This window comes from Trichocoleus sp. DQ-A3 (genome assembly GCF_039961975.1).
In the GTDB taxonomy this organism is placed as follows: domain Bacteria; phylum Cyanobacteriota; class Cyanobacteriia; order Cyanobacteriales; family FACHB-T130; genus FACHB-T130.
This window is the reverse complement of the sequence record NZ_JAMPKC010000049.1, coordinates 1-22165: the sequence shown is the minus strand read 5'-3', so window position 1 is coordinate 22165 and position 22165 is coordinate 1. Positions and strand designations below refer to the sequence as shown.

The following is a 22165-nucleotide window of genomic DNA, read 5'->3' as shown; positions in this document are numbered from 1 at the left end:
ACTGTAATTAGCGAGCTTAAAGATAAATTTTTCAAAGGAATTTGTTTAGCCCGGTATAGCCACCCTAAAAATCTTTTGGCATGTTCGCGGCGGATTTTTCGGCTAGATTCCTTGTAGCCACGCACTTTCATCCAATCTTCAAAGGCTTGGATCTCTCCAGCTATTCTGGCAAGTTCTTGCTTAATGCTCTCCTCTTCCTCACTAGATTCGGGGAAGTAATCTTCTACATCAAAGCTCAAAGCAAACTTATCTAGAGTATTGGCTGGTCGATTAGTTAATTTTTTTCGCTGCATCACCCCTTTGCCTTTTAAATAAAACCTATAGCCTTGCTTTCCTCCGCTTTCATTCAGCGAGCCAGTAACTAGCCAATTTTGCTCATCAACCCAATCCAAAAACTTGTTCAAGTAACTTCTGGGCTGACATTGTTTGTTCGCTGGAGTTTGGAAAAATTGAAAGGTTTTTTCCTGTGCCTCCCGAAACTCAGAGAGTTTTGAAAGAGGCAGAGTCGCGAGAAATTGACGAATGTTTGAAATCTCATCTGCTGTGAGCCGTTTTCCTTGGGGTAGTACCCCAGAAAGCCCTGGAACTGTAAAGCGAAACAAGGCACTCTGAACGAAGGAAAAATCATTGGCGTTGTTATGATGTTTATATGCATCAACTACCTCCAATACATTCGCCGGAATGCCAAAAATCGGTGTTTTGCTGTTCATATTTCTTATCGCTTTAGCTATTTTGGTTTATGCGTATTAACAAAAAAATCTTTAAGCATCAGGTTTGCTAATAAACACTCTCCCTTACCTCCTGCTTATTATAGAACAAAAAAGAGTCAGTAGGATATACAGCACACCCTATTTATGGAACAATAGACTGTATCGAATTGATGTTGCGCCACATTATTTTTCTACTTAGAATTATCTAATTTAACGCGCTTTTACTAATAGTTTAAATAACTGTATTTATTTGAAAGCCTTGCATAATAACGATTTTGAGCAACTGTCTAAAGATATTTGTAAATTAATTGTCTTAATTAAAACCAAAAATTGGACAACAAGACATCGCAAAACTGAAGTTATTAAACTTCAATTCTGCTACTATGTCTTCTATAAAACCCTTCTATAGTTATAGAACGCCATAATTTCTTAATTTATGCGTATAAACAAAAATTATATATAGCAAGTAATAGAACAGATAAAAGCTTTTAAGGTATTCTTATAGAACGCCCTTCCAACCTCGTATTAGAAAATAAATTCATAAAATTGGTTCATGCGGATAAACAAGAGTACCAGATGGTAAAGGCTAGTAAGAGTAAAGTTAGAGCAGAACATCGGAGAAAACCAAGCCACAAAGGAAAGCAGTGTCAGCGGGGTAAAGGATTAATTTACGATGAGATAAAAGAAAGGTTAAATCTGACGATTACTCCAACCGGGAAAGCTAAGCTTGAAGCTAAAGCTAAAGCTGAGCGATGCAGCATTTCAACACTGATTGAAGAGTTTGCTCGAAGCGCAGCTCTTGAAGAATTTCAAGTGAGTGCTGACATTCAACCCTCTACTTCTTTAGAGAAAACATAGAAAATCTTACCGTCATTACGACCGTTGAGGAAGTCAGCTAGATAGTCAGGTTTACCATTATTATCAACACCGTTCTGAGAAGTAAACTCATATATCTGCTAAAGAAGTTGCTAGGTATCTTCAGCGTTATAAATCCAACCAGATTGGGAATTATAAGAAAGAGATTTAGGAGGCGTACCATTTTACTTATGAAGCATTTCCTGGCCACAACTTCCGAAAATACACACATTCTGAGCGTCAACGGCAACGCATTTGCAATGAGGGTTAAATGGCTACTTTAATTCCACCCAACAATAGTTGTCGGTCAAGCACGACTCTTCGAGAAAGACGGCTTGCCAACAGGTTAATTCATAAGTTAGAGTTAAACACCCTTTTGTAGTAGGACGTTCCGATTGGACGTAAACAACAGCATCCAAATTTTATAGTTCTGCATCCAGAACGAGGTTTATTAATCTTAGAAGTAAAGATTGGAATTTGGAGACGGCTGGAAAGGTAACGCGCACGTCAGTAACAATTTGTACAGAGAATGGTATCAAGGAAGTAGACAAGTGTCTTGAACCTCTCTGGAAGAAAGATAGTCCCGTTGTGTGGCGACTTGACCGGCAGGGTAGAAGCCTTAAGTATTTGCTAACGTTAATCGAAGACTTCAATACGTCTGGCATCGGATTTGTTAGCCTGACTAAAAGCATTGATACCACAACGGGTGGCGGCAAGTTGGTCTTCAGCATCAACGAGAGCGAACGACTGGTCGTCGCGCTTGCGCTTCGCTCTCGTTTGAGCAATAAATTATTCAGGAAAGAAGCCATACCGGATTAGCCGCGAAGAGAGCGAGAGGTCGTAATAGAGGAGGTTTGGCGCGATCGCGTGCGCCAAGTGGTTTGACAACTCTAAAATTTTCCAAAGACCGAACTTCAGGAAATCTCAATCTGGAGCGCCAGATTGAGAAAGGATTGAGAACTTTAAATTCTTTAAAGCTGACAGATGCCCTTTTCTGGCACTTTGGGAAATTTTGATGAATTTATCCGGTTACAACCTACGAAAAATCAAGCTTTCACCCCAGTTTGGCAGGAGAGGGTTAGACTACCATTTGTGAGCGAGCGCGCGATCGCGGCAAGCTGTTATATCAGCAAGGCATATTGAGTACTATTGCACTTTAAGCGTTGTGCTGGCATTGTTGCCGATCGAGAGAATGCGCTCGCTCACGCACTCTCAATCGATCCAACCACAGTGGGCGCAATCCCAATGCACTGAGGGAGGGCGGGTTCTTCATCTCAAAGGCCATCTCGCAGCCGGGTCGGTGTCCCGGAAATAGCAGGTAGTTACTCAGCTTCCCCAATCAACGTGTATGCCGCCCAAGCACTGGGTTGGTTAGGATATTGTTTCATCGTCGTTAGCATCGCGCTTCGCAAAGCTTGCGCTTTATCCGAGTTTTGTTGCAGATTTCGATAAAATTGGGTCATCAACAAAGCCGAAGGATTATCCGGGATCGCCCACAAAGTGACGATGACACTGGGAACACCCGCCGTAATTAAAGAGCGAGACAGTCCAATCACGCCATCGCCAGTCAGTTTACCTTGCCCGGTATCGCAAGCACTTAAGACAACTAACTCGGCGTTTAGCTTGAGATTTAAGATTTCGCTAGCAGTAAGCAACCCGTCATCTTGACCAGAAGGGGTAAGAGCAACGGCACCCGGTACACCCAACCCTTGAAAATCATCTAGCAACCCGTGAGTCGCCAGATGAATCATCTTAGCGGTGGGTAGATTCTGAACAACCGCAGATTCAGTAGCTTGATTACCAGTCAGAGCTTTTGTGTTCAGCAGACGAGCAATCTCCATCGCTTCCTTCTCGGCACCCGGTAGGGGCGAAAGCGGTTGAGGCTTTTCTCCAATCTTCGGGGCAAGGCTAGGCATCGTGGGATTGCCAACCACAAGGACATCCTTAACGGAAACTGGAATCCGTTGGCGTTGTTGACGGGTTAGCGCCAATACCTGAATTGAAGGAGCAGTCAGGAGAGTATGTTGTTCGATTAGGTATTTCTTGTTGGCATCTTGAAGGGCCGGAAAGGGAACCAGGAACAGGGATTGTTGAGGGATGAAGATAACACGAGCATTGGGGTCAGTTGGCAGGAGTTCTGTAATGGGTTGAATGAGGAGTTGGTGGAGTTGCTGTAATCGATTAATTTGGGTAGTTTCGTCTAATCTAGCAATGATGCTCAAGCCGCGACCTCTGACACCCATCGATTCACGGCTGTTGACAACTAATTGTTGAAGCGTCGTATTTTGCTGCTGCCACAGGGGTTTGAGGTCAACACGACGGAACGATACTTCTCCTGAGGGTGGAATTACCCAAATATAGAGTTCTGATTCGTGGACTTCTTGTTTATTCTGAATCTTAAAGTCGTTATAAATAATCGAATATTCAACCAGGGTGGCGTTTTGCTGTTTGGCGATTTGTTGAATTTGCTGAATGTTAGGTGGATTAGTAGAGATATTCGGTTGAGTAGATGAAGGGGAGGAGAAACGTGTCGCCAATCGTTCCACGAATGCCCTGGCACGACCCCTTTCAGAAACTTCTAGAGCCTCTGTGGGTAGATTTTGAGCAATTAGGACTTGTTGCAGCCAACGATAGGTGCGAGCTTGTTCCTCAAAAATTGACACTTTTTCGGCATCATTGCTGCCCAATTGTTCTCGGAGAGATTCCCAGACCTCAATTCCAGCACGAAGGGTTTTTTCGGCTTGAGCTAGATTACCAGATTTCCAAAAAGCACTTCCCAGATTACTCAAAGATGCCCCTTCTGCCGAACGATCTTTAATACCCTTAGCGATCGCTAAACTTTGCTGGTAGTAATCAATCGCCTTAGTGTAATCTCCTAGGGAACGATAAGCCAGTCCCAGATTGCCTAGAGATGCCCCCTCCCCTTTGCGGTCTTTAATACCCTTAGCGATGGCTAAACTCTGCTGGTGATAATCAATCGCCTTGGTGTAATCTCCTAGGGAACGATAAGCCAGTCCTAGATTATTCAAAGATGCCCCCTCCCCTTGGCGGTCTTTGATTTCCTGCGCGATGGCTAAACTCTGCTGGTGGTAATCAATCGCCTTGGTGTAATCTCCTAGGGAAAGGTAAGCAGTTCCCAGATTGTCCAGTGAATTCCTTTCCCCTTGGCGGTCTTTGATCCCCTTAGCAATTGCCAAATGCTGCTGGTGGTAATCAATCGCCTTGGCGTAATCTCCCAAGGAAAGGTAAGCAAGTCCCAGGTTGCCCAGAGATGCCCCCTCCCCCAAACGGTCTTTGATTTCCTGCGCGATGGCTAAACTCTGCTGGTGGTAATCAATCGCCTTGGTGTAATCTCCCAGAAAAGCATAAGCACCTCCCAGATTGCCGAGCGAATTCCTCTCCCCTTGGCGGTCTTTGATTTCCTGCGCGATGGCTAAACTCTGCTGGTGGTAATCAATCGCCTTAACGTAATCTCCCAGGTAACGGTAAGCAAGTCCCAGATTGCCGAGCGAATTCCCCTCCCCTTGGCGGTCTTTAATCTCCTTAGTGATGGCTAAACTCTGCTGGTGGTAATCAATCGCCTTGGCGTAATCTCCCAAGGAAAGGTAAGCATTCCCCAGATTGCCTAAAGATTGCCCTTCGCCCAAACGGTCTCTAACACCCTTAGCGATGGCTAAACTCTGTTGCTGGTAATCAATCGCCTTGACGTAATCTCTTAAAGAATAGTAGGCATTTCCCAAATTGCCCAGAGATGCCCCCTCCCCTTGGCGGTCTTTGATCCCCTTAGCGATTGCCAAACGCTGCTGGTGATAATCAATCGCTTTGGCATAATCTCCTAAAGAATAGTAAGCATTTCCCAAACCGCCTAGAGATTTCCCCTCCCCCAAACGGTCTTTGATTTCTCGATAGAGATTTAGTGCCTGTTGCCATGACTGCAATGCCGTCTCAATTTGACTGGTCTGAAACTGCTCAAGCCCCTGCTGGAACAGTTGGTCTGCTTCCGCTTTCCGAGCATCTAGGGTTTGCGCTAATGCCTGTGTTGTGGGGAATGGCGCTGGAAAATTAGGCGCAAAAAGCGTTGCAGCAGTTGTCAAAAGAGCGATCGCGCTGAGGAGTCTGATTTGGAGACGCACAGTTATTCCGGGGGAAAGTGCAAGGACGAGATCGCTGTTTTAACCTACGGTGATTGAGCGCGTCTAGTTATCGGTTGATGCGAGAGCATCGTCACCAAAATCAAGAATAAGATCGCTTGCGAACTGCACCCAAATATTTCTCCACATCAAAAGCACAAAAGTAGAAGAACAAAGTGCCATAACGGGTGGCGGTAAGTTGAGTCTTTACTATCTTCGGCGCGAACGACTGGTCGTCGCGTTTGCGCTTCGCTTTCATTTGAGCAGCAAGCAAATTATTTGGGAAAGAACCCATGCTGGATTAGCCGCGAAGAGAGCCAGAGGTCGCAACAGAAGACGCGATCGCGTGCGCCAAGTGGTTTGAAAACTCTGGAATTTTCCAAAGAACTAATTTCAGGAAATCTCAATCTGGAGCGCCAGATTGAGAAAAAATTGAGAACTTTAAATTCTCTAAGACCTGACAGATAGCCTTTTCTGGCACTTTGGGAAAATTTGATGAACTTATCCGGTTACAGCCCACGAAAAATCAAGCTTTCACCCCAGTTTTACAGAGCAGGGTTAGACTGCTATTTGTAAGCGATCACGCGATTGTGGCAGGCTCTTGTACCGGCAAGCATATTGGGTATTACTGCACTTTAACCATTGTGCTGGCATGGTTGCCGAGCGATCGCATGCGATCTGACAGAAAATGAATGGCAGCGGCTCTCTACAGATATCTCCGCGACTGGAGAGTTGCTGTAATCAAAAACTCATTGAGCCGAGGAGACCCTCCGCAACCGGCACTGAAGGCAGGTCAGATCAGATGAGATGCTTGGGCAAAACACTAATTACTCCTGGGCGACCACTTTAGGTTTTGGCTTGGGCTTTGGGGCAGAGGTAGTCCTACGGGGAGGGAGGACAGCATCGTTATGGGAACGCGCCTCATCGTGCTGACGAGCTTTTGAAGCCGCTAGCCTTGTCTTGGCAACCTCAAGCTTATCCTTCTTACCCGCTTTCAGGTAGTTAGGAGGCTCAGAACTAGGAATAGCTAAAAGGGAAACAAATTCAAAAGTATTTCGTTCGCTGTTGAACCGAGCCTTAATCTGAACAAAGAAAGCTTTACCCTGAGCTTCTTTCTCCAGCTTAGGGTTGAAGCGGAATGGAGGCACAGGGGCATCTCGCCAGAGGACAGGAATGTGAGAAGCCTTCATGAAATTCACTTTTAGTTCAGCTTGTGCCGATTTAATGAACTCAAGGCGTTGCTGATTGAAGTTCTTAAACACGGAAATGCATGGGATTCGGCAAACGGGAATGAACTGCCATAACCCGCAGATTTTGAACTCCAAATCTTGCAGGTCACTGGAAACACCCATCCCAGAAGCTTGGTGGCCCACAAAACCCACCAGCTGGAACCCGACCGAGTAGGGCTGTTTCCCGCCAGGATAGTGAGTGATTTTGGGATAAACAATTAACTTCTGCTCTCGTATTCCAGTTGTCTCAATCTCTTTTTTGAGCGCCGCCAATGCCCGCTTGTGGTAGCTGGAATAATAGAGTGGATAGGTTTTTCCCCCGACACTCACAAAAGTTTTTTCCTCATCAATTGTGACATCGCCAGTGAGAATGCCCACCGCCTGGAACAAAGCTGGCGGTTCTTCATGAGAAGAGGCAGAGGAGTCGCTTTGTTCCGGAGCGATCTCCGAAGTTGGGGGATCGAAAGTGACAGGAACTGATGAGGTGTCAAGGGAAGGCTCTGAGGATGAGAAGTCAATAGTCCTCGCCTCTACTGGCACAGGGGTTGATGCGGCATCATCAACAGGGTTTTCAATCTTATCCGCAACGGGTTGTACATCCTCTGGCTCTACTTTTTGAGGAGACGGCTGAACCGGAAGAATATTTAATTCATCGGTAGGAGCTGTCTTCTTCTGTGGACGTTTTTTGGTCATATTCACTCAGATGAAACTTGCAGCTGTCGTAGAGAGCGTAACTCAGAACCCCGCAACGGATGAATCGAACTCACACTGGGCTACACATACCCTGTTGCTTTCTTCAATTTAGGACATCTTCATCGGAGACTGGTATAAGCCTTCATCGTGCTTGTTGTAGCATAGATCCCTATCCCTTCAAGCCAATCTACAAGAACGGGCGCTCGCATTAAATTGAAGGATACATTGCGATCGCGCTATGAAGGTTTATTTTTTATTCGGCAGCGCTTGTTGTGACTCTCGCACAATTCTCATCACGGTGTTTTTTGAAAGCCCCAGTTCCTCGGCTACTTTCCGGTAGGAGATTCCTTGCCGTATTAGCTCCAACACCTTTGATTCTTTCTCTCGGACTTGAGCTGGAATGTACCCCGGTTGTCTGCCAAATCTCTCTCTGACCTCTTGATTTAGCCGCTGTCATGCCTGAGCGAACCCTCTCCCGGATTAGGTCGCGCTCAAACTCGGCTAAGCCTGCCAGTAGGGTCGCAATCAAATTTCCTTGGGGACTGGTTAAATCAAATTCCAATCCAGATTGAGCCAGGAGTGAAACTTTCCGAGTTCGTAATTCCTCAAGGGTGATGAGAATGTTAGGAGTCGAGAGAACCCATCGGCTTAATTCAGAGACGATGATGGCATCAATTTTTCGTGCCTGAGCTAGCGCCATAACTTTTTTTCGTTCTGGTCAGTCGTCTTTCGCCCCTGATGTTGTTTCTTTGAAAACTGCCACAACTTCAAAAACCGATAGTTGTGCGTAACTAACCAAGTCTCTTTCTTGGTGATCGCAACTTTGCTCATCCGTGGAAACGCGACAATAAATGGCGACCCGATGATCCAGAAAGCCCCTAAAAAATCAAGTGATATTAAAGCAATAATGTCAAACAATCACCTTTGCTGAAAGAGCGGTTATATTTGAAAAGTTATTTTTCAAATATAACCATGCTTCCCGAAACTAGACCGCTTGACATTACACATATAATGTCAAGCGGTCGCGCTTTTTAAGCTGACAGCACCTGCTGGGCAGTCAGTGTCAGGTCGGAAAAAAGCCTAGAAACTATCCGTTCGCTGTCCCTAAATTCTGTTATTTGATAACACTCATCATTTAATAGTAGAACTGAAACCTTAGAGTTGCGGAAGTCTACAATCCAGTATTCGGGAATTTTTACTGTCTTATACTCTTGTTCTTTAGCTTGGTAATCTGTCTTTTTCGAGGCAGGACTAACCACTTCAACGGCTAGTAGTGGTGGGGTTCTCAAGATAGCCGATGATTTTTTATTCTTCTTCAACTCAGCCCACTGTTGTGCTGTCACCACGCACAAATCGGGAGTACGAGAGTAATCTTTTCCGGTGGCTGGATCGATGCCGATGTACACCCCAACATCTCGCTTAACAAGGCTTGAGCGTTCGAGCCTGCTGATTTCTGCCTTGAAAGTGTCAGACAACAGATCGATAACATCCGAGTGGTCGGCTGTTGGCAGTGGAACCATTACTAGCTCTCCATTAACCAGCTCGTAACGGTTATCAGTTCCGTCATCGTAATTTATATACTCCTCAAAATTTAGGTTTTTTAGTGTGGTTTGGGTCATGTCAGTGGCTCCTTTTTCAATCCCTGATAGGGATTTAGGCTGCAACTTTTTTTAATTTCATTTCAATCCCCAATAGGGATTCGCGTTGATTGTAACTGCTTTTTAGGTGTAGCGGTGATCGCATTCTTACCAACCAATTACTGATACAGCCTTACGCTTCTGTTCTGGCGATACTTCCAAGTAGCGTTGCAAAGTACCCAGGTCGTTGTGACCCGATATCTCCTGAATGTGCCTAAGCGGTATCCCAGCATTGTGCATCTGAGTTAGGGCAGTTCGCCGGAAGGAATGGGTACTGACTCCCTCAACAAAGATGCGCTTGCAGGCTTCCTTGAGGATCTTGTCAGCCATGAATCGAGTTAGGTGTTCCTTGCCTCTCACCCCAGACGGGAACAACGCCCCTGGTTGAGCGAGCGGGTACTCTGCCAGTATTGCCGCGAGTGCAGGTTGAATGTCCACGACGCGGGTTTTCAGTTTTCCCTTCGTGGTAGACTTCCTGAAAGTCAACGTTCCACTTTTAATGTCCGTAGTTTGGAGCGCCAGTGCTTCCGACACCCGACACCCGGTAAAAAGACAGATGGCAAACAAAGCGCGATCGCGTGGCGACTTAAATCCATCACTAAACAACCGCCCCAATTCATCTGAGGTAAGGATTTTCCCTTGCCCGTTGCCACTAACCTTCATGGTGGTATTTTGTCATTAATCCCTAGATTACACGAAAGGTGGATTTCGTGGAATAGATGCTCAAAAGTATAGCTCTAGCGTTGGTTTAAAGATTTCAGATCGCCGGATTCAACTGAGCTTATCAATCCCGCTCCATCCACTTCACGAGAGAATCAGGGTTTGGGGCGTAATCGATGATTTTTGCTTATGCCTGCGCTGTTATCACCGTCATCAAGTACAATTTGTGACCCTAAATTTGTAACTAATAGTAGAGTCGGCATAGATGCCAGAACCAGGTTCCCTCTGGTGTCCACAGTTCTTCCGATTCAGCAAGGAGTTGGAAATCTTGACAGGATCTTCCTCTAGACTTGGGCGCTCCGAAGTCAAGCTTCACTCGGTAGGGAGTCGGAAGTCGAGACAGCGATCGCTATCTGGCCCGTGGAATGCATGGCAACACTATAAGAGAATTACGAAGAGCGAGCTAAAGCGCGATCGCGGCTTATCTCTTCAAGACTGATCCGGCTGCGATGAAGGATGTGATCGCGCTCCCTTCAAGAGCAACGGCGCAAGGTAGAAGCGAAGCTTGCAGGGTGCGGTCTGCGCGATCTGCGGGATGACTTATGCCTTTGAAGCAATAGACCTCATGGAAAAGTCGCAGGTGCGATCGCCAGTCGGGAAATATAGGTTTCCTGGATTGGAAGAAAATCCTCTCTCAACTCCAATTGAGGGGAGCGATAAGCATTCCTAAACCACTGCCATGAATGCGATCGCTCCAAGTTGCTGTACTTGAATTTTTGAGAAGACTGAGCGGAACTAGCTGCGACCCCTAAAATGTGGAGTGAATTTAGTGATTCCTGCCGCTAGTGTAGTTTCCACAATATCGGCAGCTTTGTCCAGCCCTCCAGTGTTTTTAAGTGCGACCGACATCTGACGTGTAGCATCCTTATAACTTGGGATACTCAATAGAGCCTCTATTTTGCGACGCACCTCAGCACTATCAAAATGATTTTTGTCTAGCTTTAAGGCAACCCCTAAGTCCACAACACGTGTCGCAAAGTAGTGCTGATCTCCAAAGAAAGGCAAGGCTAGGATCGGTTTTTCCCAATACAGCGCCTCGTTAATGCCATTTGGGCTGCAATGACTAACAAAGGAACGAACTGCTCGATGAGAGAGAACTGCTTGTTGCGAAACAAAGTGTTCGATGCGGAAAGAGGATGGTAGCGATGGAAGAATCTGCTGCTGACTCTTGGGCAACGACCAGAGTACCCGGAATCTAGTGTCAGTAAGTCCCTCTACTAATGCTTTAGCCTGCCAGGGTTCAAGAGTAGCAAGAGTACCAAAAGCGATATACACCACTCCTGTATTTTCTTCGCCTTCTTCCAACCATTTACTTAAAGAAGGGCTGAGAGGCTCAAGTGTTTTCGGAAAAATTGGCCCGACCATTTGCACATGGGGAGGTAGCGGACGTGGAATCTCAATACCAAAAGCTGTGCCTACTATCATGGGGCGCTTGCTAAAAGGGTCGTCCAATTTCTTACGCTCAAGACATTGACGACGAACTTGATTGAGCTTTTTCAGGGTGGGTAAAAACTGCGGCAACAGCCAATAGGGTTCTAAGAAATTCAGACAACGTTGCCATAAATTCATGTTTATGGAATAGGCTGTGCCGAAGCGAGGATACTTAGAACTAGTCTTGACAAAGTTACCTAAAAACCGAGTTTGAATAATGTACGGCAGATTCATCTGCTGAGCTAAATCCATAGCTGGAATAACAGCGCGATCAATCACTAGAAGATCCGGACGGTGCTGCTGAAAAATAGGTACCAACGTTTTGTACATCGGAACATACCGCTCGATTAGCCCATTCAACATCATCCTTTCACCACGCCATATTTTCGGCTCTTGACAAACTCTTTGCCACACCGACTGGGTTGTGTCAGAAAAGTTTTCATTAGTTGTTTCTATTTTTGGTTCCCAAGGGATAAAAATAGCACCAGTATTAGCAATCCATTCCTTAGCCTCCTCAGAAATAACAAAACTGACTTGGTAGCCCCTGACAACCAACTCTTGAGCCAGCGCAATCATTTGATTAGCATGACCACGTAGAGGAAGCGAAACAAACATTACATGTTTTTTCATCTGCATTCATACCTATCTATTTCATTAAAAGCGGGTCAAAGAAAAGGAATTTTTCTTCTATTGTCGAGCGAGGGAACGAATAAATTCCGGAATAATGTCTTTTTAATTAGTTCTTTTGCTGTGTTTGAGCCAAGACAGGCTTTCCTGTAGATATGACCTGTTCTACAATATCGGCGGCTCGACTGACTCCACCTGCACGAGCGATCGCATCTTGTAATCTGATTGCATTGTTTTTGTAAGACTCTTTAGTCAGTACCCGTTGTATGGCACCTCGAAGCTTGGGAACACTTAATTGGGATAAAGGTACAAGCTCTCCTGCTCCTGTCCAAGTTATACGTGCGGCAATTCCAGGTTGGTCATTGGCAATCGGAATTGCCACCATCGGCACTCCATTGGTGAGGGATTCCAGAGTGGTATTCATTCCTGCATGAGTAATGGTGAGTGCTGCTTTTTTGAGCAGTTCTAGTTGAGGTGCATAACTGACAACTAAAGGCGAACCGGGCAATTCTGGTAGAGATTCCGGACTACCTGAACCACCCAGAGAAATCACCAACTGAGCATCTAACCCTACACATGCCTCAGCAATACGGTGGAAAATCTCCTGCTGACGATTCTGTAAAGTGCCCATCGAAGCGTAAATCAGTGGTTGCCCAGTTAATTTCTCATAGGGGAAAGACACGGATTTCCGTCCTGTTGAGCTATGGTAAGGGCCGGTGAAATGGAAGTATTTGGGCAAAGTAGTGCGAGGAAATTCCAATTCAGCTGGCTGTTGACTGAGCTGAGCCAGTTGGGAATAGAGTTGATTGGGATGAGAATGCAGAGGTAACTTCCATTCTTTGCGATAGTCATTTATCAACTCTCGGATGGGTTTCGTGATGCGACTGAGCAAAGAGTAAGCCATGCGATTCCGCAGACGTGCCCACCAAGCGGGATTGTAACTCCAGGGGGTGTTAAAGGGGGGAACAGTTTCCTCCCGATTTAGCAGTACCGCACTGCACACGGTAATGAAAGGAATCTCTAGGAGGTCTGCAACAGTCCCTCCCTCTGGTGAAGATTGGTCTACTAACAGCGCCTCTACATTCGCTTCTTTGATGGCTTGCGGGCCATCTCGCAGGATTACAGCCGCCCCCTGCTTCAGCAAATCGATAGTATATCGTAGGGCAGCTAACCCACTGAGTTCCCCTAGTTGGGCAAAGGATTGAGATAATGCTCCTGCTGGAAATTCTGCTTCTCCAATTGCCCAGAAATCTAATCCTGCTGCTACTGTCTTAGGTTGAGCGTCAAGTAATCCGAAAAGAGTAACGCGGTGACCACGTTGTTGTAGTTCGCGACCTAACGGGAGCATCGTGTTGAGATGGCCAGTTTCTGCCGGACAGATAATACCAAAGTGGGTCATGAGATTTTCCCTATTAAACTAGCAGGAGTTGATCTGTAGGTTTTGAATCATCTTCTGTCAGAGGGTTTGCTAATAGCAATTTCAAACCGTATCAAAACATGATTGAAGGATAACTGAGGCTATGTTTAAAAAAAAATCCCTCATAGTAAAATTTAGTTAAGACTGTTTGAATTAAAAATTAAGAATAGATTAATTAGGTATATTTAGTAACAATCCCAGGTGATGCGAATTTTGATACCCCCCTCACCATATTGGTCTGTGTTTGTTGGGTGATCGGCTATCCTTCTCTATTCATTTTCATTACCATACCATATTACACATGAGCAATTTTCGCTAAAGTATTGCATAAGTCACTCCCTGCTTTTCTCCTAGATTAAACATGCTTAGATGTAATTAAATGTAAGTAAAATCAACTTATACAGTTTTCCTTATCGGTAACGACCCTAGCAGACCATTCAGCAACAATTGATTTGACGCTTTGACTTTGGTTGTTGGAGGATTAGAAGGTTACTTCTGATCCTCCGGTGGAGGAGTAGAAGCAGTGAAGTGAGCTGCCTCTTCGATAGCGCTCGCCTCTGGGAGTTTTGTAATGGGATTAGTCGCTAAAAAGCTGCAATAGATATTTTTGCTTCGCGAACAATCTGAAGCGGCAGAGCGTTGGAAGCTATTACTCATAAAGTCTTCATCCTCACTGTGAAAAGTATTTAATCAGCAAATTTTTGCCAGAATCCCCCATCTGATGTAGTAATTACTCAATCTCCTTCAAGGTAAGTGGTAAAGGTTTTGTCCGCCCGTTCTCGCAACGATTGACGCTTTGAAATGAGACCTCTAATTTTGCGCCAAACTTAACTTGTGACAAACAGTTCTAGGCGTTGCCGTGTTTCACGCACCAGATATGCTAGCTCTGATTAGGTGATCGCAGGCATAAATTTAAATCGTTGTATTTCTTTTATCTTTAACATCTGATGTAGCGATCATCCTTCTTTTGTCACAAGTTACAAAGGTTTTCTATTAGACTTCTGTGTTACAAACAACGATATGCGCCACCTCGCTTTAGTAGATTTTCTATTAAAGCATTTTAATGAGATTCCGCTAGAGATTTAAAACCTACTGTGTCCTTCTAATTTAGATTCATAAGGATACTCTGCCAAATAGTCAATAACGGATTGATATTATTTGACCGAAATGTTTTTAGTAATTTCAATAGCGAAATATTTTTATTAATTTTAAAAGGTTAGGAGAGGTTGAACGTCTCTTCCTAGCCATTTCGATATCGTTTAACTGGAATATTTTGATTATAAGTCTAACTTCATTTATTCAAGAAAAAGATGTTAGAGAACGTTTCAATCGATAGATAGAGTTAACTGAATAAAGGCTGGAAGAATTAAAAGTCCTTAAAAATAACAAGGGTTACGATCGCAATCCCCGCACCCGCATAAAATACCCCACTGGTGCCGCCAATGTTCAAAACAACTCCCATGAGCAGGGGACCTATTATTCGTCCTACGTTACAAAATGTCCCGTTTACCGAAATTACCGTAGCTAGATACTCCTTGGACGATCGCGCCGCCACGAGTGATAAGGTGATGGGCGAACAAATCCCAAAACCAATTCCAAACAGTACGGTTGGGATTAAGAGGAACCAGAGATTGGAGGCAAATGGAACGCCCAATAGAGCTAAAGCATAGAAAACGAAGGATGCTCTAATTAAAGTTGTTTCTGGAAACCGTCTTGCCAGTCGTCCTACTTGCGAAGCTGTGATCGCACTTGCCACAGGTATGCTGGCAAGTATCAATCCAATTACCCAACTAGATGATTTGAATGAATCCGCTATCAAAAGTGGTAGATAAGTTCTTAGGGCTCCGTAGAGGAGCATGAATTGAGCGGTGCTGGCAATGAAAAGTCGGGCAAGTTGACGATTTTTAAAGCTTTTCAAGGCATTGAGCAAATTCACATTGAGAGGTTTTTCACCTGTCGGTTCAGGATTTTTGAGTCTAAACCACACCAGCAGTGCTACTGGGATAGCTGCCAAGGATAGCAAAAAAGGATAATACCAGCCTATAACTGCCAATGCACCGCCAATAATGGAATAAATTGCCGTGCTGGCAGTGATGATACTGGTGTTGTAACCGATGGCAGTCGTGCGTCTTACTCCTGAATACAAATCGCTAATCAGGGCAATGGTGAGAGAATGCAGAGAGGCTGCACCAATTCCCTGAAGGAAAAGGAACCACAGCAAAAGGTTAAAGTCACGGGCAAGGGCGCAAGCTGTGCCAGCAATTCCAAACAATACCAGGGAAGGAACAAGAATTTGCTTTCTGCCAACGCGATCGGCAAACACTCCCACGACTGGACCTAATGCAAGAGATGGAAACGAGAATACTGATATTAATAAACCAATCTTTTGTGGGGGTACGTTTAATGCCTGGATAATCTTGGGAAAAGCTGGAGGGATGCTAGCAAGTACGAGAAAGGTGATGAGAGAAACTGTAAAAATAATGAGAAGGTTTTTGTCTTGATAGAGTCGTGTTTGGTTCTCTTGCTGATGCTCGGTGCTTGCTGATGGCATGAAATTGCTCTCTGCAATAATTTCAACAGCCAAAGATATTACTGGACTTTGGACAAATTTATCCAAAGTCCAAAACTGAACAGTCCTGATGTTGACCCCAGCCGAGGCTTAATCAACTTGCCTACTGCACCCGTTGACACTTGGGTGTCAACGGGTGTCAAGCCGGTGCAACTCAAAATCAAAATTAACCTGTCATTGGTATTGTGAATAGCTGGTTACTATGCAAGGGCAATGACCTGTTACGCCGTAACTTCTTGTAGCTTAGCCCAAGTCTCGTCACCAACTTCCCCATCTACTGAAAGACCGTACTTCTGTTGAAACGCTCTTACAGCCTTTTCGGTACGGTCTCCAAATATGCCATCAGGTGTTTCAGATAAGAACCTAGCTGAATGTAAGCTGGCTTGTAAGATTCTAACCTCATCCCCTTGTGACCCGTTTCTTAAGATAGCTGTCGCCATGTGTTTAATCTAACTCCAAATAAGGTGAAAACAAAATTGAAGCTCATTTTTTAAGTCCTTCAATTTTTCCTAATTCTTAATAGCTGCCAGCTCCTCCTCCTTATACACTTTTCTCACAAGCCTCACGATAGCAGCACTATCAACTATGTCGAACAGTTATAGATTGGAAGCAGCGCGGCTTTGTCTGCCAATTGCTCCTAAATGACCCCAACGGACAATCATCACAAAAAAAAACCGACTTCTCTGGCAGGCGTTGAGCCGAGATACGTGCGAGAATTGCCCATTGAAGTTTAGCCCATATGGTTTAAACTTCAATGGATCATCCATCTACTGGACTTGGGTGTGTAACTTATCCCAGGTTTTAGTGCCGACAATTCCATCGATAGGGTTTACTTGAAAATCTGTTTGGAATTTCTTAACAGCTTTTTCGGTTGCTGACCCAAATTCTCCGTCAACGTCTAAAGGACCATAGTTAATCTTATTCAGGATTTCTTGCAAATATGTGACTTGATCACCTGTGCTACCACTACGTAAAGTTGGCAGAGCTTGAGTAGACATAATGTTCTCCTTTGATTAATTGAGCTTTAGTTACCAATATCTTCATTAAACTCTGCTAATAACTGACTTACTGCCTGAGTATTACTGACTTGTCCTGATTTCGTAACTGACTTTTACTAGGTATAATTTCTAGGAGTTTCGTGGGACAAGCCATGCCGCGATCGCTTAGGGTTCGTAGTGGGTGCATTGAACAAGTCAAATTGGCTCTCAGGCGTAACGGCATTCCCAGTCAAAGAGCTTTGGCTGAGAATGCAGGACTGTCTCTAGCTACAGTCAGCAACTTCCTGACAGGTAAACCTGTTGACCGTGCGAGTTTTGTAGAACTGTGTCAGACGTTGGCACTGGAGTGCGAACAGATAGCACAACTGGATGTTGTACTTGGCTCCCAAACAAAAGATGATTTGGCTAAAGCAAGGATTGCGACCAAACACCAGGACTGGGGAGAGGCACTTGATGTCTCACTGTTTTATGGACGCACGGAAGAACTCACTACATTAGCGCAATGGATTGTAACTGACCGATGTCGCCTAGTAACGGTACTGGGCATGGGCGGGATAGGAAAAACGGCTATTGCAGCCAAGGTAGCAGCACAAGTGCAGCATGAGTTCGAGTATGTGATTTGGCGAAGTCTACGCAATGCCCCACTCCTAGAAACGCTCACTTGTGACCTAGTTAGCTTTGTGTCTGACTTTCAGGAAACTTCTGCTGAGATAGAGCGGCTGATTCATTACCTACGCTCCAAAAGGTGCCTGCTGATTTTAGACAATATGGAGACCATTCTGGAGGCAGGTGAGGCAGGACAATTCCGCAATGATTATGAAGGATATGGCGAACTGCTCAGAGTGATGGGAGAAACCGCCCACTCTAGTTGCATAATCCTTACCAGTAGAGAAAAGCCAGCTATTATTGCTGCAAGTGAAGGCGATAAGCTGCCAGTGCGATCACTTCGCTTGAGTGGTTCCCGCGAAGCCGCTCGCGCATTGCTCACTGCCAAAGGGCTGATGGGTGATGAAACCCAAAAACAGCAGTTGTGTGATCGCTACGGCAACAATCCGTTGGCTGTGAAAATTGTAGCTACATCGATTCGAGACTTATTTGATGGGGAAATAGGGGAGTTTCTGCCAGAAGATACTTTTGTCTTTAATGGCATTCGGCGATTGCTAGAGCAGCAGTTTGAGCGCTTCTCGCCTCTGGAGAGAAGCATCATGTACTGGTTGGCGATTAACCGTGAAGGGACGGCGATTGCCGAACTCCAGTTAGACCTAGTGCCGACTGTGCCTCGCGGAAAAGTGTTGGAAGCTCTAGAAAGTCTGCGGGGGCGATCGCTAATCGAGAAGGCTACACCTACGCCGCTGGCAAAGCAGTCTAGCCTCTACACGCAACAACCTGTGGTGATGGAGTATGTGACGGAACTCTTAATCGAGCTTTTTTATGAAGAGATTGCTACAGAAGAACCCGGATTATTGCTTAGTCATACTTTGATAAAAGCAACGGCTAAGGACTATGTCAGAGCTAGTCAGATTCGCCTGATTTTAGAGCCGATTGTAGATAGACTACACGCTATATTTAAGTCCAAGAAAAATATCAAAAATAAACTGCAAAGGATTTTAGTCAAACTCCAAAAAGAATCTTCTGCCTCATCAGGTTACGGAGGCGGAAATATTATTAACTTATTGACTCAAAGCAAGATTAATTTAGCCAACTATGACTTTTCTCATCTGACGATAAAGCAAGCCGACCTGAGACAAGTGAATTTGGCGGGTGTCAATTTCCAGAACGCCGCTTTTGCTAACTCTGTCTTCGCTGAAACCTTAAGTAGTGTTTTGTCGGTAGCCTTTAGTCCAGATGGCAAACTGTTGGCAACAGGCGATGTAGATGGTCTGATTCGCTTGTGGCAAGTGGCAGATGGTCAACAACTTTTGACGTTGAAGGGGCATACGGGTTGGGTATGGGCAGTTACTTTCAGTACCGATGGTAATACTCTAGCCAGTGGCAGTAATGATACCTCGGTACGGTTGTGGGATGTTGCTGAAGGCTACTGTATGGGGGCTTTACACGGTCACACCAGTGCAGTCTGGTCGGTCAGCTTCAGTCCAGATGGTAATACTCTGGTCAGTAGCTCTCAAGACTGCTCGATCCGGTTGTGGGATGTCTCACACGATAGGTGCCTCAGAGTGTTACATGGTCATACGGGTGGGGTATGGACAGTTACCTTCAGTCCAGATGGTAATACTCTAGCTAGTGGCAGTAATGACACCTCGGTGCGGTTGTGGGATCTAGGTAACGGTGAAGCTTTAAGAGCTTTGCACGGACACACCAGTGGAGTACGCTCAGTAGCTTGGAGTCCCGATGGTCAGACTCTGGCTAGTGGCAGTAATGACGCCTCAGTGCGGCTGTGGAATGTGCGTGATGGGGAAATCTTAAGAGCTTTGCAAGGTCACACCAGTGAGGTACGCTCAGTTGCTTGGAGTCCCGATGGTCGTACTCTGGCTAGTGGCAGTAATGATGTCTCAGTGCGATTGTGGGATGTCGCTGAAGGAGACTGCGTAAGAGCTTTGCACGGTCATACTAGTGGGGTACGCTCAGTTGCTTGGAGTCCGGATGGTCAGACCCTGGCTAGTGGCAGTTACGATCAAACAATTCGGTTATGGGATGTGCCACAAGGTAACTGCCTCAAAGCTTTGCACGGTAACAGTAGTGGGATACGCTCAGTCACCTTCAGTCCCGATGGTCAGACTCTAGCCAGTAGCAGTTTAGATTCCCTGATTCGATTGTGGGATGTCGTTGAAGGAGGCTGTGTAAGAGCTTTGCACGGTCACACCAATGCGGTATATTCGGTAAGCTTTAGTCCGGATGGTCGTACCCTGGCTAGTGGCAGTGATGATTCTTCTGTGCGGTTGTGGGATGTAGCTCATGGTCAGTGCCTAATAGTATTGCAAAGTCACACCTGGGTTCACTCAGTAGCTTGGAGTCCGGATGGTCTTACCTTAGCCAGTGGTAGTAATGACGCCTCGGTACGGTTGTGGGATGTACCCCAAGCTAGCTGCGTTAAAACTTTGCAGGGTCACACCAGTTTGGTCTCCTCAGTCGCTTGGAGTCCGGATGGTCTAGTGCTGGCCAGTGGCAGTAGCGACCAAACTGTTCGGTTGTGGGATATGCCGCAAGGTAGCTGCTTCAAAGCTTTGTCCGGTCACACCGATTGGGTATGCTCAGTAGGTTGGAGTCCGGATGGTCAAACCTTAGCTAGTGGCAGTAATGACTCCTCGGTGCGGCTATGGAATGTACTGCAAGATAGCTGCCTCAAAGTTTTGCATGGTCATACTGGTGGAGTATGGGCAGTAGCTTGGAGTCCCGATGGTCTTACCCTGGCTACTGGCAGTGCTGACCAAACAATTCGGTTGTGGGATGTTGCCGAAGGTAACTGCCTGCAAGTTTTGCACAGTCACACCAGTTGGGTGCGCTCAGTAGCTTGGAGTCCGGATGGTCAAATCTTAGCTAGTGGCAGCCAAGATGAGACAGTCAAGCTTTGGGATGTGAAAACGGGCGAGTGTCTTAAAACCCTGAGAGCAGATCGGCTCTATGAAGGCATGAACATCACAGGTGCGATCGGATTAACGGAAGCGCAGAAGGTAACCTTGAAAGCGTTGGGGACAGTAGAGGGTTAAAGGTAAACTTATTCGCAAGTTATTTCCTCGCATTAAATACTGATAATTTCCATTATTTCCGTCGTGTTGAGTCTGGATTTCATCTTTTTCTCGGCTCTGAGTGATTGTTAGGAGAATTGTTGAACGATGTCCTGATACCGCAATTAACCGATAAGGAGAGCCCCTAAACCACCGTTTATGAGATACATTTTTAAAGTTAGTACAACGCGCCTGAAACCCATTGATACCGTGTCTTATAACCCATCTTTTTATTTATGTCTCGTGAGACAATTAATAAATGAGTTATAAGACGTTTTAATGAAAATTGGGTATTGCAGAGTTTCATCCAACGACCAAACATTAAAAGTTTTTAGATAAACTATTTCAAATGCAAGAAGCATGGTTGCCAGCGTTAGAGTACTGGTTTCTACCTGAACTTGATCCTGAGTTGAATTTAAGATTGTTGATGCAAGCTAATGCGATTACCTATAAACCCATCGCATAATCCCTGCCTAACAAGCCCAATGCAGCGGATTCTCATATATCGCTGGTGCTGAGTTTTAGGCATTTAACACCGCTAGCAGCTTCCTAGTCCGGCATTTCCTCGATGCTTCGTGGTTCCCTGTTGGGCTGCTGGTTCATCTGATGACGGTAACGACTAGACGCCTCATAGACTTCCTTGCGTAAACGCTGAATCGATCCCAGCGGCTGATGCTCTGCAATACAATGCCAGGCGTTGAACGACAAGACGTCATCCACGTACACCTGCCGGGCAGGACTGTATGCCTCCTGCATCCCAATTGTGAGTTTGGCGATCGCCTGGTAAGGACTTTCCCCTTCTGACCACTCAATCGACGCATCCTCGATCGGCATCGTCTCCAGATTGGTGCAAAGCTGGACACGGAGTTCATACTCGGCAGACTGTTGCCGGAAGAACTCAACGATTAGATCTCGCAGTACAGAAGCGTTCTGTGTATCAATGCGTTTGCCAATGAGCGGCTGAAGGCTGGCGGAGACGGGAGTGACACTCAATTTAGCAATGTAGTCGCCATAGCGCAGGGCAGCAGAGGTATAGTAGGTTTCCCCCAGAATGTGAGTTTCGGGCTGGGTGAGACCTAACGCGCTCGGATAGAGGTTGATCCCTACTTTCTGAGTCATCGCATTGGTCATTCGAGCAACCGTTCCGAATAGCTGTTGTGCCTCCTCTGGGGCACTGACCACAACCTTTTCCTGGAGCAACTGTTCTGGGAGAAAGCGAGCAAGAGTGCCCGATGGAAAGACCGGACTGTTGATCATCAAAAAGTCCTGAGTCACAGCATCAGGTTCGGTCTCCAGGAGCTTCGGTCCTGCCACGCCAATAACCTTGATGCCCATGCCGCGGAAGCAAGATAAACCATCCGGCATGATGTCACCGGGAACGGTTGAGAAGCGAATCATCACCGGATAAGTGCGGGGTTGGCAAAACAATCCCTGCGCGAGATGGGCAGGCAAGTTGTCGTAGATCC

General features: G+C 45.7%; 17 protein-coding genes and 1 pseudogene. 5 read left to right on the top strand and 13 right to left on the bottom strand.

What is annotated here, in order from left to right; all coding sequences use genetic code 11:
- Positions 1-710: hypothetical protein (locus NDI44_RS28290; protein WP_190416207.1), on the bottom strand; the 710-nt coding region annotated here is incomplete at its 3' end.
- Positions 711-1286: 576 nt separating this feature from the next.
- Here NDI44_RS28290 and NDI44_RS28285 point away from each other — a divergent pair.
- Positions 1287-1568 (top strand): hypothetical protein, encoded by a 282-nt coding sequence (locus NDI44_RS28285; RefSeq protein ID WP_190416206.1) that lies wholly within the window; start codon positions 1287-1289, stop codon positions 1566-1568.
- Positions 1569-2042: 474 nt separating this feature from the next.
- Complete coding sequence (locus NDI44_RS28280; RefSeq protein WP_199305064.1) at positions 2043-2384, top strand: recombinase family protein; 342 nt, start codon at positions 2043-2045, stop codon at positions 2382-2384.
- Between the two features lie 503 nt (positions 2385-2887).
- Here the strand turns inward: NDI44_RS28280 and NDI44_RS28275 are convergent.
- The 6 genes and pseudogenes from NDI44_RS28275 to NDI44_RS28250 form a co-directional block, all read right to left on the bottom strand.
- A complete protein-coding gene (locus NDI44_RS28275) occupies positions 2888-5698 on the bottom strand; it encodes a tetratricopeptide repeat protein (protein WP_190416205.1) in 2811 nt (936 codons plus the stop codon).
- A 100-nt stretch (positions 5699-5798) separates the two neighbouring features.
- The gene (locus NDI44_RS28270) at positions 5799-5990 is read right to left on the bottom strand and encodes a hypothetical protein (RefSeq protein ID WP_190416204.1); all 192 of its coding nucleotides are present in this window, start codon (positions 5988-5990) and stop codon (positions 5799-5801) included.
- Positions 5991-6522: 532 nt separating this feature from the next.
- The gene (locus NDI44_RS28265; protein ID WP_190416203.1) at positions 6523-7617 is read right to left on the bottom strand and encodes a hypothetical protein; all 1095 of its coding nucleotides are present in this window, start codon (positions 7615-7617) and stop codon (positions 6523-6525) included.
- A gap of 246 nt (positions 7618-7863) precedes the next feature.
- Positions 7864-8488, bottom strand: a pseudogene (locus NDI44_RS28260) (recombinase family protein).
- Between the two features lie 160 nt (positions 8489-8648).
- Positions 8649-9236 carry a Uma2 family endonuclease gene (locus NDI44_RS28255; RefSeq protein WP_190416202.1) on the bottom strand — a complete coding sequence of 196 codons (588 nt, stop codon included), beginning with the start codon at positions 9234-9236 and terminating at the stop codon, positions 8649-8651.
- Positions 9237-9362: 126 nt separating this feature from the next.
- Positions 9363-9917 (bottom strand): site-specific integrase, encoded by a 555-nt coding sequence (locus NDI44_RS28250; protein WP_190416201.1) that lies wholly within the window; start codon positions 9915-9917, stop codon positions 9363-9365.
- Between the two features lie 562 nt (positions 9918-10479).
- On the opposite strand from NDI44_RS28250, the gene NDI44_RS28245 reads away from it, so the two are divergent.
- Positions 10480-10644, top strand: coding sequence for a hypothetical protein (locus NDI44_RS28245; protein ID WP_190416199.1), 165 nt, complete (start codon positions 10480-10482; stop codon positions 10642-10644).
- A 65-nt stretch (positions 10645-10709) separates the two neighbouring features.
- On the opposite strand, the gene NDI44_RS28240 is transcribed toward NDI44_RS28245, so the two are convergent.
- The 4 genes from NDI44_RS28240 to NDI44_RS28225 all read right to left on the bottom strand — a co-directional run bounded on the left by NDI44_RS28240 (position 10710) and on the right by NDI44_RS28225 (position 16000).
- Positions 10710-12041 carry a glycosyltransferase gene (locus tag NDI44_RS28240; RefSeq protein WP_190416198.1) on the bottom strand — a complete coding sequence of 444 codons (1332 nt, stop codon included), beginning with the start codon at positions 12039-12041 and terminating at the stop codon, positions 10710-10712.
- Positions 12042-12141: 100 nt separating this feature from the next.
- Positions 12142-13431, bottom strand: coding sequence for a glycosyltransferase (locus NDI44_RS28235; protein WP_190416197.1), 1290 nt, complete (start codon positions 13429-13431; stop codon positions 12142-12144).
- A gap of 748 nt (positions 13432-14179) precedes the next feature.
- The gene (locus tag NDI44_RS28230) at positions 14180-14290 is read right to left on the bottom strand and encodes a helix-turn-helix transcriptional regulator (protein WP_339380892.1); all 111 of its coding nucleotides are present in this window, start codon (positions 14288-14290) and stop codon (positions 14180-14182) included.
- Between the two features lie 525 nt (positions 14291-14815).
- Positions 14816-16000, bottom strand: a complete 1185-nt coding sequence (locus tag NDI44_RS28225; RefSeq protein ID WP_190416196.1) for an MFS transporter — start codon at positions 15998-16000, stop codon at positions 14816-14818.
- 48 nt (positions 16001-16048) lie between these two features.
- Between NDI44_RS28225 and NDI44_RS28220 the strand changes: the two genes are divergently transcribed.
- On the top strand, positions 16049-16207 hold the full coding sequence (locus tag NDI44_RS28220; RefSeq protein WP_190416195.1) for a hypothetical protein: 159 nt from the start codon (positions 16049-16051) through the stop codon (positions 16205-16207).
- Between the two features lie 578 nt (positions 16208-16785).
- Here NDI44_RS28220 and NDI44_RS28215 read toward each other — a convergent pair.
- Positions 16786-17016, bottom strand: a complete 231-nt coding sequence (locus NDI44_RS28215; protein ID WP_190416193.1) for a peptidoglycan-binding domain-containing protein — start codon at positions 17014-17016, stop codon at positions 16786-16788.
- 140 nt (positions 17017-17156) lie between these two features.
- Between NDI44_RS28215 and NDI44_RS28210 the strand changes: the two genes are divergently transcribed.
- Positions 17157-20681: an NB-ARC domain-containing protein gene (locus NDI44_RS28210; RefSeq protein ID WP_339380891.1), complete on the top strand. Its 3525-nt coding sequence runs from the start codon at positions 17157-17159 to the stop codon at positions 20679-20681.
- Positions 20682-21248: 567 nt separating this feature from the next.
- On the opposite strand, the gene NDI44_RS28205 is transcribed toward NDI44_RS28210, so the two are convergent.
- The coding region (locus NDI44_RS28205) for a catalase family protein (protein WP_190416192.1) at positions 21249-22165 on the bottom strand (917 nt) is incomplete at its 5' end.